General features: G+C 33.6%; 12 protein-coding genes. All 12 read left to right on the top strand.

Going from position 1 to position 16,909, the window contains the following annotated elements; genetic code table 11:
- Positions 1-21 precede the first annotated feature (21 nt).
- The 12 genes from GQR94_RS14065 to GQR94_RS14010 all read left to right on the top strand — a co-directional run bounded on the left by GQR94_RS14065 (position 22) and on the right by GQR94_RS14010 (position 16,884).
- On the top strand, positions 22-2,226 hold the full coding sequence (locus GQR94_RS14065) for a bifunctional (p)ppGpp synthetase/guanosine-3',5'-bis(diphosphate) 3'-pyrophosphohydrolase (RefSeq protein ID WP_158979616.1): 2,205 nt from the start codon (positions 22-24) through the stop codon (positions 2,224-2,226).
- Positions 2,227-2,269: 43 nt separating this feature from the next.
- On the top strand, positions 2,270-2,740 hold the full coding sequence (locus tag GQR94_RS14060; protein ID WP_158976102.1) for a Fur family transcriptional regulator: 471 nt from the start codon (positions 2,270-2,272) through the stop codon (positions 2,738-2,740).
- 12 nt (positions 2,741-2,752) lie between these two features.
- The gene (locus tag GQR94_RS14055; RefSeq protein WP_158976100.1) at positions 2,753-4,024 is read left to right on the top strand and encodes an adenylosuccinate synthase; all 1,272 of its coding nucleotides are present in this window, start codon (positions 2,753-2,755) and stop codon (positions 4,022-4,024) included.
- Between the two features lie 266 nt (positions 4,025-4,290).
- The gene (locus tag GQR94_RS14050; protein ID WP_158976098.1) at positions 4,291-6,069 is read left to right on the top strand and encodes an OstA-like protein; all 1,779 of its coding nucleotides are present in this window, start codon (positions 4,291-4,293) and stop codon (positions 6,067-6,069) included.
- A 4-nt stretch (positions 6,070-6,073) separates the two neighbouring features.
- Entirely contained in the window at positions 6,074-7,249 is a 1,176-nt protein-coding gene (locus GQR94_RS14045) for an aspartate aminotransferase family protein (protein WP_158976096.1), read from the top strand.
- Between the two features lie 104 nt (positions 7,250-7,353).
- Complete coding sequence (locus GQR94_RS14040; RefSeq protein WP_158976094.1) at positions 7,354-8,754, top strand: CDC27 family protein; 1,401 nt, start codon at positions 7,354-7,356, stop codon at positions 8,752-8,754.
- 26 nt (positions 8,755-8,780) lie between these two features.
- Positions 8,781-9,698, top strand: a complete 918-nt coding sequence (locus GQR94_RS14035; RefSeq protein ID WP_158976092.1) for a DUF368 domain-containing protein — start codon at positions 8,781-8,783, stop codon at positions 9,696-9,698.
- Between the two features lie 11 nt (positions 9,699-9,709).
- Complete coding sequence (locus GQR94_RS14030; protein WP_158976090.1) at positions 9,710-10,720, top strand: DUF368 domain-containing protein; 1,011 nt, start codon at positions 9,710-9,712, stop codon at positions 10,718-10,720.
- Positions 10,701-11,450: a shikimate dehydrogenase gene (locus tag GQR94_RS14025; protein WP_158976088.1), complete on the top strand. Its 750-nt coding sequence runs from the start codon at positions 10,701-10,703 to the stop codon at positions 11,448-11,450. The genes GQR94_RS14030 and GQR94_RS14025 overlap by 20 nt, the downstream gene beginning before the upstream one ends.
- A gap of 132 nt (positions 11,451-11,582) precedes the next feature.
- Positions 11,583-13,616, top strand: a complete 2,034-nt coding sequence (locus GQR94_RS14020) for a DUF349 domain-containing protein (RefSeq protein ID WP_158976086.1) — start codon at positions 11,583-11,585, stop codon at positions 13,614-13,616.
- A 603-nt stretch (positions 13,617-14,219) separates the two neighbouring features.
- The gene (locus GQR94_RS14015; RefSeq protein WP_158976084.1) at positions 14,220-15,548 is read left to right on the top strand and encodes a carboxypeptidase-like regulatory domain-containing protein; all 1,329 of its coding nucleotides are present in this window, start codon (positions 14,220-14,222) and stop codon (positions 15,546-15,548) included.
- Between the two features lie 133 nt (positions 15,549-15,681).
- Positions 15,682-16,884 carry an ATP-binding protein gene (locus GQR94_RS14010; RefSeq protein ID WP_158976082.1) on the top strand — a complete coding sequence of 401 codons (1,203 nt, stop codon included), beginning with the start codon at positions 15,682-15,684 and terminating at the stop codon, positions 16,882-16,884.
- Positions 16,885-16,909 lie beyond the last annotated feature (25 nt).

Genomic DNA, 16,909 nt, shown 5'->3' with positions numbered 1-16,909 from the left:
TTGTATTAAATTTAAGATATGATGACAGAAGCTGATATAGAAAAAGAAAATAAACAGATTGCGAAGCAGTATAAAGAATTGCTCCGTATCAGTTATCAAACGCTTACCGATGAGGATAAAAAACTTATCCGAAGTGCATTTGATACTGCTGTTGATGCTCATAAAGATCAGCGAAGAAAATCTGGTGAAGCCTACATCTTTCACCCTATTGCTGTTGCTAAAATTGTCGCTTCTGAAATTGGCTTGGATGCCGTTTCTATTGCTTCTGCTTTATTGCATGATGTAGTAGAAGATACGGAATACACTTTGGATGATATTGAACGGATGTTCGGCGAGAGTGTTGCTCGTATTGTAGATGGCCTTACTAAAATTGCCCACCTGAAAAAAGATATGAACATATCGCAACAGGCAGAAAATTTTAGAAAGATGTTATTAACGCTTAATGATGACATTAGAGTAATCATTATTAAAATTGCCGATCGTTACCACAATATGCTTACGATGGATTCAATGCCAGAGTATAAGCAAGTAAAAATAGCTTCCGAAACACTTTACATATACGCTCCTTTAGCACATAGAATAGGACTATATAATATAAAAAATGAACTTGAAGATTTAAGTTTAAAATATACAGAGCCAGAAGTCTACAATGACATTTTAGGTAAAATTGAGGAAACTAAAGAGGAACAAAAAGAATATATAGAAAATTTCTCCGGAGTAATTAGTGATTCTTTAGATAAAGAAGGACTTAATTACACGATAAAAGGACGTATGAAATCCATTTATTCTATCCGGAAGAAAATGGTAGCGCAGAGTGTCACCTTTGATGAGATCTATGATAAATTTGCCATTCGTATTATCTACAAGTCAGACAAACCAAACGAAAAGTTTTTGGCTTGGAAAATTTATTCTATTGTAACAGATCACTTTACCCCTAACCCCGTACGTTTAAGAGATTGGATTTCATCTCCAAAATCTACAGGGTATGAAGCTTTACACATTACCGTTATGGGACCAATGGGCAAATGGGTAGAAGTACAGATTAGAAGTGAGCGAATGCATGAAATTGCAGAGAAAGGCTATGCTGCGCATTATAAATACAAGCATGGAAATCAAAAAGAGATAGGGATTGAAGATTGGCTAAACAAATTACAAGAAGCATTAGAAAACGCAAACACTAATGCCGTAGATTTTGTTGAAGAATTTAAACTGAATTTGTACTCAAAGGAGATTTTTGTTTTTACTCCGAAGGGAGAATTAAAGTCCTTACCTAAAAATTCTACCCCATTAGATTTTGCATTCAATATACATACAGAAGTTGGCATGCACACTCGTGGGGCAAAAGTCAATGGAAAACTTGTCCCTTTAAACACCACATTAAATAGTGGTGATCAAGTAGAAATTATTACTTCCGAAAATGCACAACCCAACCAAAGTTGGTTGGATTATGCGACTACTGCCCGCGCTAGGTCTAAAATTAAATCTACTTTACGCGAAGAGAAGAAGAGTGTTGCATTAGAAGGGAAAGAGATTTTAAGAAGAAAATTAAAATCACAAAAGATTAATTTTTCGGAAGACACTATCAATAAAATGGTGCTTTACTTTAAATTAAAAACAAGTTTAGATTTATTTTACAGAGTAGGCATAGGCGCTATAGACAATCAGAAGATAAAGGACTATAGTGCTTCTGACAGCAATGCTTTTATTAACTTTTTTAAGAATAGAATTCGTAGGCCACAAACTTTAGACGACGTAGACAAGGACGAGATTACCTCTAAATATGATTTGCTTGTTTTTGGCAAAGAAGAGGAAAAATTACCTTACAAAATGTCGCCTTGTTGTAATCCTATTCCAGGTGATAATGTGTTTGGTTTTTTAAGTATTAATGAAGGAATTAAGGTACATGCTAAAACATGCCCTAATGCCATTTCTCTTCAATCTAACTATGCATACCGAATTATAAGTGCAAAATGGATTGATTCTAGTCAGCAAGAATTCACAGCAGAAATTAACCTCACAGGAATTGATAATTTAGGTTTAGTAAGCGATATTACTGAGGTTATTTCAGGGAACATGCACGTGAATATGCGTAACATTAATTTTAGTACAGACGGCGGCACGTTTAAAGGAAAAATAACAGTTGTCGTTAAGAATAACGAAATATTAAAAAAACTTATCAACAATTTAAAGGGCATTAACGGTATAGACAAAGTAACTAGAATTTAAATTTTAGCTGTACATTTGTAACCTGAATGATGCAAAAGTTCTTATGAGCAATAACAAGAACCAAGACATCGTAAAAAATGTCTTTACAAAATTTTTAGAGGAAAACGGGCACCGAAAAACACCTGAACGATACGCTATACTCCAAGAAATTTACGATAGCGAAGAACATTTTGATATTGAGAGCTTATACATCAATATGAAAAATAAAAACTATCGGGTAAGTCGCGCTACTTTATACAACACCATTGAACTTTTATTGGATTGTAAATTGGTACGTAAACACCAGTTTGGGAAGAATCAAGCGCAATATGAGAAATCATATTTCGATCGGCAACATGATCACGTAATTCTTACGGATACTGGTGAAGTGATGGAGTTTTGTGATCCACGTATTCAATCTATCAAAAAAACCATAGAAGAAGTGTTTGATATCAAAATAACGAATCATTCGCTCTATTTTTATGGGGTTAAAAATAAAAAAGTAGAAAACAACGACGATAATAAAAACAACTAACGAAATACACTAATGGCAGTAGATTTACTACTTGGGCTTCAATGGGGAGACGAAGGAAAAGGAAAAATTGTTGATGTACTTACTCAAGATTACGATATCATAGCTCGTTTTCAGGGAGGTCCAAACGCAGGGCACACGTTAGAATTTGATGGTATTAAACATGTTTTACATACAATACCATCAGGGATATTTCATAAAGGTGCAATGAATATTGTTGGAAATGGTGTGGTAATAGACCCTGTCATTTTCCAAAAAGAACTCGACAATTTAAAACAGTTTAATCTTGATATTAAATCTATTTTATTAATCTCAAGAAAAGCACATTTAATATTACCAACGCACCGCTTGCTAGATGCAGCTTCTGAAACAGCTAAAGGAAAAGCAAAAATCGGTTCTACATTAAAAGGTATTGGTCCAACATATATGGACAAAACTGGTAGAAACGGAATGCGTATTGGCGATCTTGAATTTGCAGATTGGAAAGAAAAATATCGTGCACTTGCTGACAAGCATGAAGCCATGATTGACTTCTACAATGTAGATATTCAGTATGATTTACCTGAACTGGAAGCAGATTTTTTCAAAGCCGTAGAAGCTTTAAAAGAACTTACCTTTATTGACAGTGAAGAATACTTGTTTAAAGCACAAAAAGAAGGTAAAAAAATATTAGCTGAAGGAGCTCAAGGATCGCTGTTAGATATTGATTTTGGTACCTATCCATTTGTGACCTCTTCTAACACTACAGCCGCTGGTGCTTGCACTGGATTAGGAGTTGCTCCAAATCAGATAGGTGATGTAAAAGGTATTTTTAAAGCGTATACCACTCGTGTGGGTAGCGGACCTTTTCCTACTGAATTATTTGATGCTGATGGTGAAACTATGGGTAGAGTTGGTAATGAATTTGGTGCTACTACAGGTAGACCAAGACGTTGCGGATGGCTAGATTTAGTCGCTTTAAAGTATGCCGTTCAAATTAATGGTGTTACCGAGTTAATGATGATGAAAGGCGATGTACTTAGCGGTTTTGAAAAACTGAAAGTATGTACAGCATACAATTACAAAGGAGAAACTATCACCCATTTCCCATATAATATAGATGCAGAAAATATAACGCCTATTTATAAAGAAATGAATGGTTGGAATGAAGATTTAACGAAAATGACTTCTGAAGATCAATTCCCTAAAGCGTTGAATGAATACATTGACTTTTTAGAAAAAGAATTAGAAGTGCCTATAAAAATAGTTTCGGTAGGTCCAGACAGGACACAAACGATACACAGATAAATTTAAAAGCCACTTTCGAGTGGCTTTTTTTTTAGTTAATCTTGTCATAGGCTACCTATTTATATACTGTATTCTAAGATTAAAGGAGTTTGTTTGACTTAAAATATGCACATACTCGTAAACAGATCCTTAAGGATCATTGTCAACGTCTCATTAGTTAATTATTGATTAGCTGTCTTTATTATTTTAGTTATAAATTTTATTAATTCGCCAATAATACTAAATTTATGCTAATGGGCTTTTGCCTGTATTAAAAATCCCTATTTTTGAGCAAAATTGTAAACCTAGTGCAAAAACTCTTTGTTTTATTTTTAGTCCTATTTAGTTCAGCCTTCAGTTTTGCACAGCAAGACACACTTGCTGAAAACAAGCAAATAAACATCGTTTACGGGGGTACCTTCACTAAAGACGAAGCTAGAGCTCCTGGCGCTTCCATATTTAGTATGGATGACAGGCAAGTGCAATTTGAACACCAAGGTGCCGATTTATGGTGTGATTATGCTATATTTTATCAGAAGGAAAACCGACTCAAAGCCGTGGGTAATATTCGTCTTCAACAAGGAGATTCTGTTCAAATGACCAGTGGGAAAGTTGATTACGACGGAAATACAAAGTTAGCGAAAGCATGGCAAAATGTTATTTTAGAACAAAACCCAGGCATGCGACTAGAAACAGACACCCTACGTTTTGATCGTGAAAAACAAGAAGCATACTATAAAGATTTTGGTACCGTAATAGATTCAACCAACACCCTTACCAGCCAGATAGGTCGCTATTATATGGAAACCAAAAAATATCAGTTCCTAGATAGCGTACATATAGATAACCCCGAATACAAAGTAGATTCTAAACAGTTAGACTATTATACCTCTTCTAAGAATGCCTACATGTACGGACCTTCTACAGTAACTGGGAAAACGTATAAAATTTATTGTGAGCGTGGTTTTTATGACACCAAAATAGAAAGTGGTTACGGAATTAAAAACACACGGATAGATTACAACAACAGAATTATTGTTGGTGACAGCGTGTATTTCAACAAAGCAAAAGAATATGCTTCCGCAACAAATAATATCGTCATAACAGATACTGTTAACAATGGTATTATACGTGCTCATTATGCAGAAGTTTTTAAAGCCAAAGATTCTGTATTTGCTACAAAAAGAGCCGTGGCTATAAGTTTAGTAGAAAAAGATTCCCTCTATATACACGGAGATACGCTTATGATTACGGGAAAGCCTGATAAAAGAATTATGCGGGCATTTAAAAATGCTAAATTTTATAAAACCGATTTAAGTGGTAAGGCAGATTCTATTCACGTTGAAGAAGCTACAGGGTTAACCCAACTTATTGGAAAAAAAATTCCTAAAGACGTAAAAGAAATATCCTGGCCAAAGTATTATCCCGTAATATGGAATGGTGAAAATCAAATGACCGGAGATAGTATTCATTTGATTTCAGATTTAAAAACAGAAAAACTAGATTCTTTAAAAGTAATAAAAAATGCTTTTATTGTCTCTTCGGATACCATAGGAAAAACAGGATACAATCAGGCAAAAGGCATTGATTTATATGGTAAATTTATTGAAAACACTTTAGATGAAGTAGATTTAATTGGGAATACCGAAGTGGTCTACTGGATGTATAATGATGATCAAGAACTCATTGGTATCAATAAAACTATCTGCAGTAAAATTAACATCACCTTTAACGAAAATGAGGTAGAAGACCTGACGTTCTACGTAGATCCTGATGGAAGTATTTTTCCTGAAAAAGATTTAGAAGAAGAATTAAGAATCTTAAAGGGTATGGTTTGGCGTGGTGATGAACGTATCATGACCAAAGAAGATATTTTTGATGAAGATGATAATAACGTTAAGCTTGTCGTGATTCAAGGGATTGAAAATCCTATTGATATAGATGCAGAAGAGGAGCAGCGCAGTAAGAATTCATCAGACCCTGTAAATAACCTACCTACAAATACGACCATCTCTACTACTAAAAAGAAAAGTGCTAGTAAAGCCGCGCTAAAAAAGTCTAACTAATTTTATGAAAGAGGACTTTTACAAACATCAAACACAGACAACACCGCATCCATTAGCTTTGGAAGTTTCTCATGCTAAAGGCAGTTATATTTATGACACAGACGGTCATGCTCATTTAGATTTTGTTGCTGGAGTTTCTGCTTGTAGTTTAGGCCATTGTCACCCGAGGGTTTCACAAGCCATAAAAGACCAAGTAGATAAATATGCTCACGTGATGGTATATGGAGAATACATACAAGAACCTGCGGTTGCCTACACCAAACTATTAGCTTCGCTATTACCAGATAACCTTGAGACCACTTATTTAGTGAACTCAGGTACAGAAGCTATAGAAGGTGCTTTAAAATTAGTTCGAAGAGCAACAGGTAGAACTGAAATCCTCTCAGCGAATAATGCCTACCATGGAAATACTATGGGAAGTTTGAGTGTTATGGGTTATGAAGATCGTAAGGGAGCATTTAGACCCTTAATTCCAGATGTACGGTTTTTACAATTTAATGACGAGGCAGCTATTGCAGCTATCACAGAAAAAACAGCAGGGGTTATTCTAGAAACCATACAAGGAGGTGCAGGATTTATAGAACCAAAGAATAATTTTTTAACTAAAATAAGAAAACGCTGTACCGACGTTGGTGCGCTTTTAATTTTAGACGAAATACAGCCTGGTTTTGGTAGAACCGGAAAATTATTTGCCTTTGAACACTACAATTGTATTCCTGATATTCTTGTAATAGGAAAAGGAATGGCTGGAGGTTTACCCGTTGGTGCTTTTGTTGCGTCTTACCAACTCATGCAAACGCTACAAGACGCTCCAAAATTGGGCCATATTACTACTTTTGGAGGAAACCCCATTATCGCTGCCGCAAGCTTAGCCACCTTACAAGAAATTACTGAAACAAATTTGATTGCCGAAACTTTAGAAAAAGAAATCCTTTTTAGATCCTTATTACAACATAAACTTATTAAAGAAATAAGAGGAAAAGGCTTAATGCTTGCATTAATTCTTGACGACTTAGATGTTGCAAACCACGTAATATTAACAGCAGCCAAAGAAAAACTGATCCTTTTCTGGCTTTTATTTGAGCCTCGGGCAGTCCGCATCTCTCCTCCCCTAACCATTTCCAATCAGGAGATTACAGCGGGTTGCAAGCAAATTATATCCATTTTAAATCAATATTAATTTCCTTTTGTTAACTATTTTGTTAATAATACAGCCGTACAACTTAACTAGAAATAAGTAGTATGCACTATATTTAAGATATTAGAAAAAAAAAAGAAAGGCCTATGGCACTAGATGCAGAGGAAAGACCAAGCCAACCAATCACCAAGTTTGAATCCATGTTAAAGACAGATGATGTCTATTTTTTTGACTCAGAAGACTTTGAGGATATTATACATCATTATCTAAACAATGGAAAGATTGCTTTGGCAAAAAAGGCCATTAAAATAGGCTTACAACAACATCCAGGTGCAATTGAAATAAAACTCTTGCTAATAGAAGTTTTTGTTTTTGAAAACAAGCTGGAAGAAGCAGAAAAAATGTTGGATGAGTTACAACAACTAGATCATCACAATGAAGAAATTTATATTCAACGTGCCAATATTTTTTCTAAAAAAGACGATCATTTAGGGGCTATAAATTTATTAAATAAAGCACTAGACCTAACTGACGACGGCTTTGACATCTATTCCCTATTAGGTATGGAGTACCTTTTTATGGATGATTTTGAAATGGCTAAAAAGAGCTTTATGAAATGTGTTGAGTTTGATGATGAAGATTATTCATCCTTATACAACGTAGTGTATTGCTTTGAGTTTCTAGAAGATTACGATGGTGCTATTTTTTATCTCAATGATTATTTAGAAGATAATCCCTATTCTGAAGTGGCATGGCACCAACTAGGAAAGCAATACTTTTCTAAAAAAATGTACAAAGAAGCCTTAAGCGCTTTTGATTTTGCTGTTATTTCAGACGATACATTTATAGGGGCTTATTTTGAGAAAGGAAAAGTATTAGAAAAACTTGGCTTATATAATGAAGCTATTGAAAATTACGAGACCACCATCACTATAGAAGACCCTACATCACATGCCTATTTACGCATTGGCAAATGCCATGAAAAATTAGGCAATGTAGAAATGGCTAAATATTATTTTTACCATACCGTACATGAAGACCCATTATTAGATAAAGGTTGGTTGGCTATTACTGACTTTTATTACCGTTTAAAAGATTATGACAAAGCTGCTTACTATATAAATAAAGCAACAAGCATAGATAGTGAAAACCCTGTTTACTGGAAAAAAAGTGGTAAAATTAATGCTGCCTTGCAAAGATATGACGAAGCTGATTTTGCTTTTAAACAAGCTGTAGATTTTGGTAATTATGAATTGGAAACTTGGCTTCAATGGGCGGATGTTGTCGAAAAAAATAAAAACTATGAATCTGCCATAGCCATACTGACACAAGGAAAAGAATTTCATCCTGAGGAAGCAGCGCTATTATTTAAACTATCTGGCAACTATAGTCTCTTAGGAGAGATAGACATGGCGCGAAAACATATAACAGAGGCGATGATTTTAAACACAAAAGGCTTGGCGGCTTTTCAAATAAATTATCCAAATTTCTGTACAACAGAATGGATGCAAAACATATTAGAACAATATAAAAACGCTTCCAAATAAAAAAACTATTTTTGTTTTTTTAGCTTATGGAAAATCGCAATTTTTTACAGTACTTTTTTATCACCTTAAAAGGCATGGCTATGGGAGCTGCAGATGTAGTCCCAGGGGTTTCTGGTGGTACCATCGCATTTATTTCTGGTATTTACGAAGAGTTAATTGATTCTATCAACAATGTAGACTTATCACTTTTTAAAACCCTTAAAAAAGAGGGATTTAAAAGTTTCTGGAAACAACTCAATGGTAATTTCTTAGTAGCGTTATTCCTAGGTATTGGCATCAGTGTACTTTCACTAGCAAAAGGAATTAGTTGGTTGCTCTTAAATGAGCCTGTTCTTTTATGGTCTTTCTTTTTTGGACTTGTCGTTGCTAGTATATTATTTGTAGGTAAATCTGTAGAAAAATGGAACCTAGCTGCTATCATTATGCTAATTATTGGTACCGCTCTTGCTTATTACATTACAACGCTCCCTCCTTCTGAAAATACAGACAGTTTACCCTTTTTATTTTTATCAGGAGCACTAGCTATATGTGCAATGATTTTACCTGGTATCTCTGGCGCTTTTATTCTGGTACTTTTAGGATCGTACAAGGTTATTCTAGATGCTGTTCACGAATATGATTTAAAAATTGTGGGCACCGTAGGTTTAGGCGCAATTTTTGGATTGTTAAGTTTTGCTAGACTCTTAAAATGGATGTTTAAACATTATAAAGATTTAACCTTAGCCGTACTTACAGGCTTTATTTTAGGTTCATTAAACAAAATATGGCCTTGGAAAAAAATATTGGAGACGAAAGTTTTTGGCGATAAAATTATCACTGTAAGCGAGCAAAGCATTTCTCCTTTTTCTTATGAAGGTGATAACCAATTAATGTTTGCTATCCTTTTAGCCATTGTAGGCTTTTCTTTAATTTTAATTTTAGAAAAATTAGCTACTAAAAAGTAAACAAGCCAATTATGGAGTCACCTAGAACATTTTCCGATAAGTTTTGGCTTATCATTAAAGGCTTGTGTATGGGTGCTGCAAATAAAGTACCCGGAGTTTCTGGTGGTATCGTTGCATTTGTCGGCGGCTTCTATGAAGAGTTTATTTATTCCCTTCAGAAAGTAAATACCAAAGCTTTCAAATTGCTTTTCAATAGGAGATTTAAAAGCTTCTATCGGTATATTAATGGGCAATTTCTAAGCCTATTAATTTTCGGAATGCTTGTGAGTTATTTTAGTATTTCGAAACTTTTAGATTACTTTCTAGAACATAAAGAGCTATATGTTTGGTCGGCCTTTTTTGGTATGATTATCGGCTCTATCTATTACATTTCAAAAGATTTTAACCATTGGAATAAAAAAACCATTGCTGCTGGTGTATTTGGTTTACTCTTAGGTATAGGAATTAGTTTTTTAAATCCTGCTACTGAAAATGACAACCTATTTTTCATTTTCTTTTGTGGTATCATCAGTGTTTCTGGTATGACCTTACCGGGTTTATCTGGATCTTTTATTTTAATCTTATTAGGAAATTATGTATTGCTACTCGTTGATTCTGTCAATGCCCTTTTTGATACGTTTTCTGAAGTGATACGTGGCGATTTTAGTTTTTATTATAATGAAAATAGAATTAAAACCTTAAAAATATTGGCCGTTTTTACCGCAGGTTCCACAGTAGGTTTAGTCACATTATCGCACCTGTTGACCTACTTACTAAAACATTTTAAACATAGTACCAATGCCATTATCATCGGCTTTATTACTGGATCACTAGGGGTGGTATGGCCGTGGAAAAAAACAATTTTAAAAACAGCTATAGATGGCACCACACTGGTAGATTCTAATGGCAATGATATAATAGTTAATTATGAAAGATATTTACCCAATTTATCAAGTGCTGATACTTGGTGGGCATTTTTATTTGTCTTAATGGGGATCTTTCTTTTTTTAGGTTTAGATTGGTATGGAAAAAACAGAAAATAAAAATCGTTTTGGATTAATTGGAAAAGATATAGCGTATTCTTTTTCGAGAGCATATTTTACACAAAAATTCAAAGACTTAAAATTAGAAAACTATTCCTACGAGAATTTCGATTTTCAGGATATCAGTGAGCTAAATAAGGTTTTAGAAACTACTACTAACATTAAAGGTTTTAATGTAACTATACCCTACAAAGAAGAAGTGATTCCTTTTCTAGCGCTGATTGATGAAAAAGCGAAAGCAATCGGCGCGGTGAATACTATAAAATTTACAGAAAAGGGCTTAAAAGGATACAATACTGATTTCTACGGGTTCCAAAAGTCCATTGAACCTTCTATAAAAGAGCATCATAAAAAAGCTTTAATTTTAGGCACAGGGGGTGCATCAAAGGCCATCGCTTTTGTTTTTAAAGAACTAGGTATAGCCTACACGTTTGTGTCTAGAAGAAAAAAAGAAAACCAATTTACTTATCAAGAACTAACACGACAAATACTAGAAGAGTATACCGTAATTGTAAATTGTACCCCCGTAGGAACTTTTCCCGATAGTACAGAAAAGCCGGCACTACCTTATGAGTATATTACAAAAAAACATTTGTTATTTGATCTTATTTACAATCCAGCAAAAACAGCATTTTTAGCCGCAGGAGAAGCACAAGGCGCACAAATTAAAAATGGTGATAAAATGCTAGAGCTTCAAGCCGAAAAAGCTTGGGAAATATGGAACAGCTAATCCGATAGCTCCTAGAGGTCTAAACTGAAAATATTTAGAATTTCTGCACAACTTTTTTACATTTTTTTTGGTATTCAAGTGGTTGTTACTATCTTACCAATGAATTAGGCAAAAAAGCCAAATACGTACATAATGTTGGACGAGAAAGACGAGAAACTATCTAATGATAGTAGTAATGAAAAATCAGTAGAATTGAATGAAGTTGTAGATACGACTTCGGAAAATAAGGCTGCTGAGGATACAGAAGTAACTTCTAAAAGCACTCCTGAAGAAAGCAAGGAACCTAATGAAGAGGACAAACCTGATGAAGATGTTCTTAATGAAATTGATGATTCTAATGCTGAAGATGCTGAAGATACCGACAATCACCAAAGGCATGTAATTCCTATTTTAGACTATCACTCGATGTCTATGGAGAATTTGGTGGGCGAATTACAACGTCTGGTTAAAAATGAAAAAGTACAAGCCATCAGAAAACATGTTGATGGAATTAAATACGAGTTCGATTTAAAATTTCAAGAATTTTTAGAGCATAAAAAAGAAGAGTTTATTAGTAATGGTGGAAATGAAATTGATTTCAAATATAATTCTGTTACGAAACGACAATTCAACGAAGTTTATTCAGAATATCGAGATAAAAAAAATCAATACCACAAGAGTCTTGAAAATAGTTTGAAAGACAATCTTGAAAATAGACTTCAAATTATTGAAGATTTAAAAGGTTTAGTTAATGTTGAAGAAGATATTAACACCACCTATAAAAACTTTAAAGATTTACAGGAAAGTTGGCGTGTTGCAGGGCCTATACCTAGAAATAACTATAATGATGTTTGGCGCACCTACCATCACCACATTGAAATATTTTATGATTTCCTTCATCTTAATCGCGAATTAAGAGATTTAGATTTTAAGCGAAATCTAGAAGAAAAAGAAAAACTTGCAGAAAGAGCGGAATCCCTTGAACATGTTGCAGACTTAAACACTGCTTTTCAAGAATTACAAACTTTACATAAAATCTGGAAAGAAGATATTGGTCCTGTAGACAAAGATCATAGAGAAGCAATTTGGGAACGTTTTAGTAATGCTACAAAGGCATTACACAATAGAAGACAAGGTTATTTTGCTGAACTAGAAAAAACCTATGAAGTAAACTTAATCAAGAAACATGAAATTATAGAAGGTATTAAAGCCATCACTACAAACGTTTCTAAAAATCATAAAGGTTTACAACAACAAATTAAAGAGATCGAAGCACTACGTGAGAGTTTCTTTAGCGCTGGAAAAGTACCACAGAAGGTAAATGAAAAAACTTGGGCGTCTTTTAAAGATAGTGTCCGAGATTTTAACAGACAGAAAAATGCTTTTTACAAAGACCAAAAGAAAGAACAACAAGATAATTTAGACAAAAAGAGAGCATTATTAGAATTAGCATTATCTCTAAAAGATAGTGAAGATACTGCAATGGCTACGTCTGAAATGAAACGCATTCAGAACGAATGGAAAAAAATTGGTCATGTACCTCGTAAATTCTCTGATAAAATCTGGAAGCAATTTAAAGATGCGTGTAATCATTATTTTGATCGATTAAATGCTAGCAAAAATGAAGCACAAAAAGACGAGCTTGAAAATTTTGAACTTAAAAGTACTTGTTTAGAGCGCTTACAAGGGTTTCAATTATCTGGCAAAAGAAATGAAGATTTAGATGGCATAAAAGGATTTATTGCAGAATGGAAAGCTATAGGACGGGTACCGTTTAATAAGAAAAGTGTTAATGCTAAATTTAATAAAATATTAGATGCTTTATTCAAAAAGCTAGACATAGAACGTCAAGAAGCTGAAATGATGAAGTACGGGAATAAAATTCAGCAAATTACCAACGGAGAAGATACTGAATTTGCATTACAGAGAGAACGCACTTTTATTCGTCGCAAAATAGACGAAAGCATGAGTGAAGTTCGTCAGCTAGAAAACAATTTACAATTCTTTTCAAATGCCTCTGAAGATAGCCCTGTTGTTAAAGATGTGATTAAGAAAATTAATGGTCATAAAGAAGATTTAGCAACTTGGAAAGCAAAATTAAAAAAGCTAAACATTCTTAAGAATAACTTAAACAAGGAAGTTGAAGAAGAAAGTGAAGATAGTTCTGAAGATGAAGCTGAAGCTTAAATAAAATGCATTCCACGCAATAACACCTTTACTATTAGGCAGTATTGGCGCTGGCAAAACAACCTATTCCCATCAACTAAAAAATATAGTTGATGGGATTTTGTTTTCTATAGTAGTCTGGAAGACATCCCTCTTTCTCTTAGACAAAACAGAAAAGGATGGCTTGGAGTGATTTTTAAAACGAATTGACCATGCACGGAAATCAATATAAGAACAAATTTTACAGTTAGAAAGTAGTGCTGTAGGTTTCAATTTAGGGTTCTTCAAAAAAGATCCCCAAAAACATTTAGAGCCTTTAGCTAGGGGAATGCAATTACAAGTGACGCTTCATTATTTGAACCTCATTAAAATTAAACGAAAAAAGGGGCGAAATACACGAAATATAGAAAAAGCAAACAGCTATGTTTTTTGAGGTTAATGACGAAAAATTTGAATTCACGGAAAATTGGTTTGAAAAGCCAACCTTTAAACACTAAAATAACGCCACAAAACTCACATATCAACTTCTTACCAAAATGAATATTGAAAATTTATGGTCGTTATATTGCTAAAAATTAGTATCTTATAAGGAAGACTCAACGACACACTTTAAAAAAGAATGCTATGAAAATCAATACGAACAATTCATCTATAAAAATCTGGGTAGTACTTCTATGTATGCTAGTAAGTATAGGAGGAATACAAAAAATTAAAGCAGCGAACGTTCTGCAAGAAGAACAACAAGAAGTTTTTAATAAATATAAAGGTAAAATAATTGATTCCAATACTAAAAAAGAACTTGTATTTGCAACCATCGCTATTGAAAATTCTAATATAAGTACGGTAACAAATACCGAAGGAGATTTTGCCTTGAAAGTCCCAAAAAGTATGGAAGCTTCATTGGTTACTATTAGCTTTTTAGGATATAAAACGAAAACCATAAACTTAAGCGATATTGATAATACCAACAATAAAATTTCACTAGAAACTGCGGTAACCGCATTGACTGAAGTAAATATTGTAGTCCCAAAGAATGCAGAATTATTAGTTCGTGAAACCTTGCAAAACAAAGGCGCTAATTATTTCGAATTTCCAACACTGATGACTGCCTTTTACAGGGAAACCATAAAAAAAAGAAAGAAGAATGTCTCTCTTTCTGAAGCAGTAGTGACTATTCACAAAGCACCTTATACTACCAAACAATCTGATGCTGTTGAACTCTATAAGTCTAGGAAAAGCACAGATTATAGTAGGTTAGATACTTTAACTTTAAAGTTACAAGGTGGCCCCTTTAACACCTTATTTATCGATTTAATGAAATATCCAGAATATGTATTCACCGAACAAACAATACCGCTGTATACCTATACCTTCGAACGTTCTGCTAGGATAAACGATCAGCTTATCTATGTTATTAACTTCGCTCAAAAAGAAAATCTAACGGATCAGCTCTATAAAGGCCAATTATTTATAGATGCCGAACATAAAATTTTAACTAGTGCTATTTACGAACTAAATATTACAGATCAAGAAAATGCAGCGCGCATGTTTGTAAAACGGAAACCGGCAAAAGCAAAAGTTTATCCTACGGCCGTAGCCTACCGAGTAGATTATAGAGAAAAAGATAATAAATGGTATTATGGCTACAGCAATGTTATGTTAGAGTTTAAAATTAATTGGGACGATAAATGGTTTAATTCCGTTTATAGTATGACCTGTGAAATGGCTGTCACAGATTGGGAAAAAAATGTAGGTAAAAACATAAGAGGAAAAGAAAAGCTGCGCAAAAATATAATTTTGAGTGATGAAGCTTTAGGGTTCTCTGATCCCGATTTCTGGGGAGAATACAATATAATTGAGCCCGAAAAATCAATCGAATCTGCCATCAAAAAAATTCAAAGACAAATTAAAAAAAATAAGATAGGCAGTAACGCAGCCGTACCAAAACCTTAAAAAATAATTGATATTTTGGACGTATATTTATCTTTTAAATTAACACTGTTAAATTAGTGTTTGCATACAATTATACAGCAAGTGTTTCGTTCTCCATATTGTAATATATTTCTCACTTTACAAAATCGACATCATGCTTGCTCCAAAAGCACACAAAGAAGAAGAAAAAAGGTTAGCAGAGTTACAATCTTATAATATTTTAGACTCATTACCTGAAGAAGATTATGATAATCTATCCAAAATAGCTTCCGAAATATGTGGCACCCCTATTTCTATGATTTCATTAGTTGACGAAAAGCGACAATGGTTTAAATCATCATACGGTATAGATGTGAAGGAAACAGAACGTGAAATTTCATTTTGCGGTCACATGATTAATGATTCCAATGATATCTTTATAGTACCGGATGCTCGTAAAGATGCACGTTTTTTTGACAATCCTATGGTGACTGGTGACACTAATGTTGTATTCTATGCTGGTGTTCCATTAATGACTTCAAATAATTTACCTATTGGTTCACTTTGCGTCATAGATAATAAACCTAAGAAGCTAAATAAAAGTCAGATAGACTCTCTAAAGGCATTATCAAATCAAGTGATGAAGTTAATAGAACTTCGTAAAAATGAACAGCTATTACAACAAGCATTATCCAATCAAAAAGAAAAAAACACGGAATTAGAGCGTTTCGCATATATCGCTGCGCATGATTTAAAATCGCCTTTAAACAACATTTCCACACTAACAGCCATCTTTATTGAACAATATGGATCAAAAATTGATTCGCAAGGAACTGATATTTTAGATATGATTGTGACTTCTTCTAATCGATTAAAAGGATTGATTGAAGGTTTATTAGACTATAGTAAAAGTGACACTCTTTTAAAAGAAAAAACTATAGCCGTTTCTGTTGAAAAAATAAAAAATAACATCAATGGTATATTTAGTAGTAATCCTCACATACACCTAACTGTAGCATCGGAACTAAAAACCGTTAAAATTAATGAGACTGCATTAGACCAAATACTTATTAACCTCGTAACTAATGCCATAAAATATAATGATAAAGCGGAGGCAGAAATAAAAATAGGAATTGATGCTTCTAAAACGCATTATCTATTCTATGTTGAAGATAACGGTCCTGGCATTCCCGAAAATAAATACAATAGCATCTTTGATATATTCACTATACACAGTCCTCAGGATAAATTTGGTGTAAGAGGTAATGGTATTGGTTTAGCCACTGTGAAAAAAATTATTGAAAAATTGGGTGGTGAAATCGCTGTAAAATCTACTTTAGGCACAGGCTCTAGATTTAGTTTCACCATTAAAAAATAATCTTTAAATTAAATACATTGTATTC

Origin of the sequence: Cellulophaga sp. L1A9 (genome assembly GCF_009797025.1) — a bacterium.
Classification (GTDB): Bacteria; Bacteroidota; Bacteroidia; order Flavobacteriales; family Flavobacteriaceae; genus Cellulophaga.
Note: the sequence above shows the minus strand (reverse complement) of the source record. Positions and strands in the feature narration are given on the sequence as shown.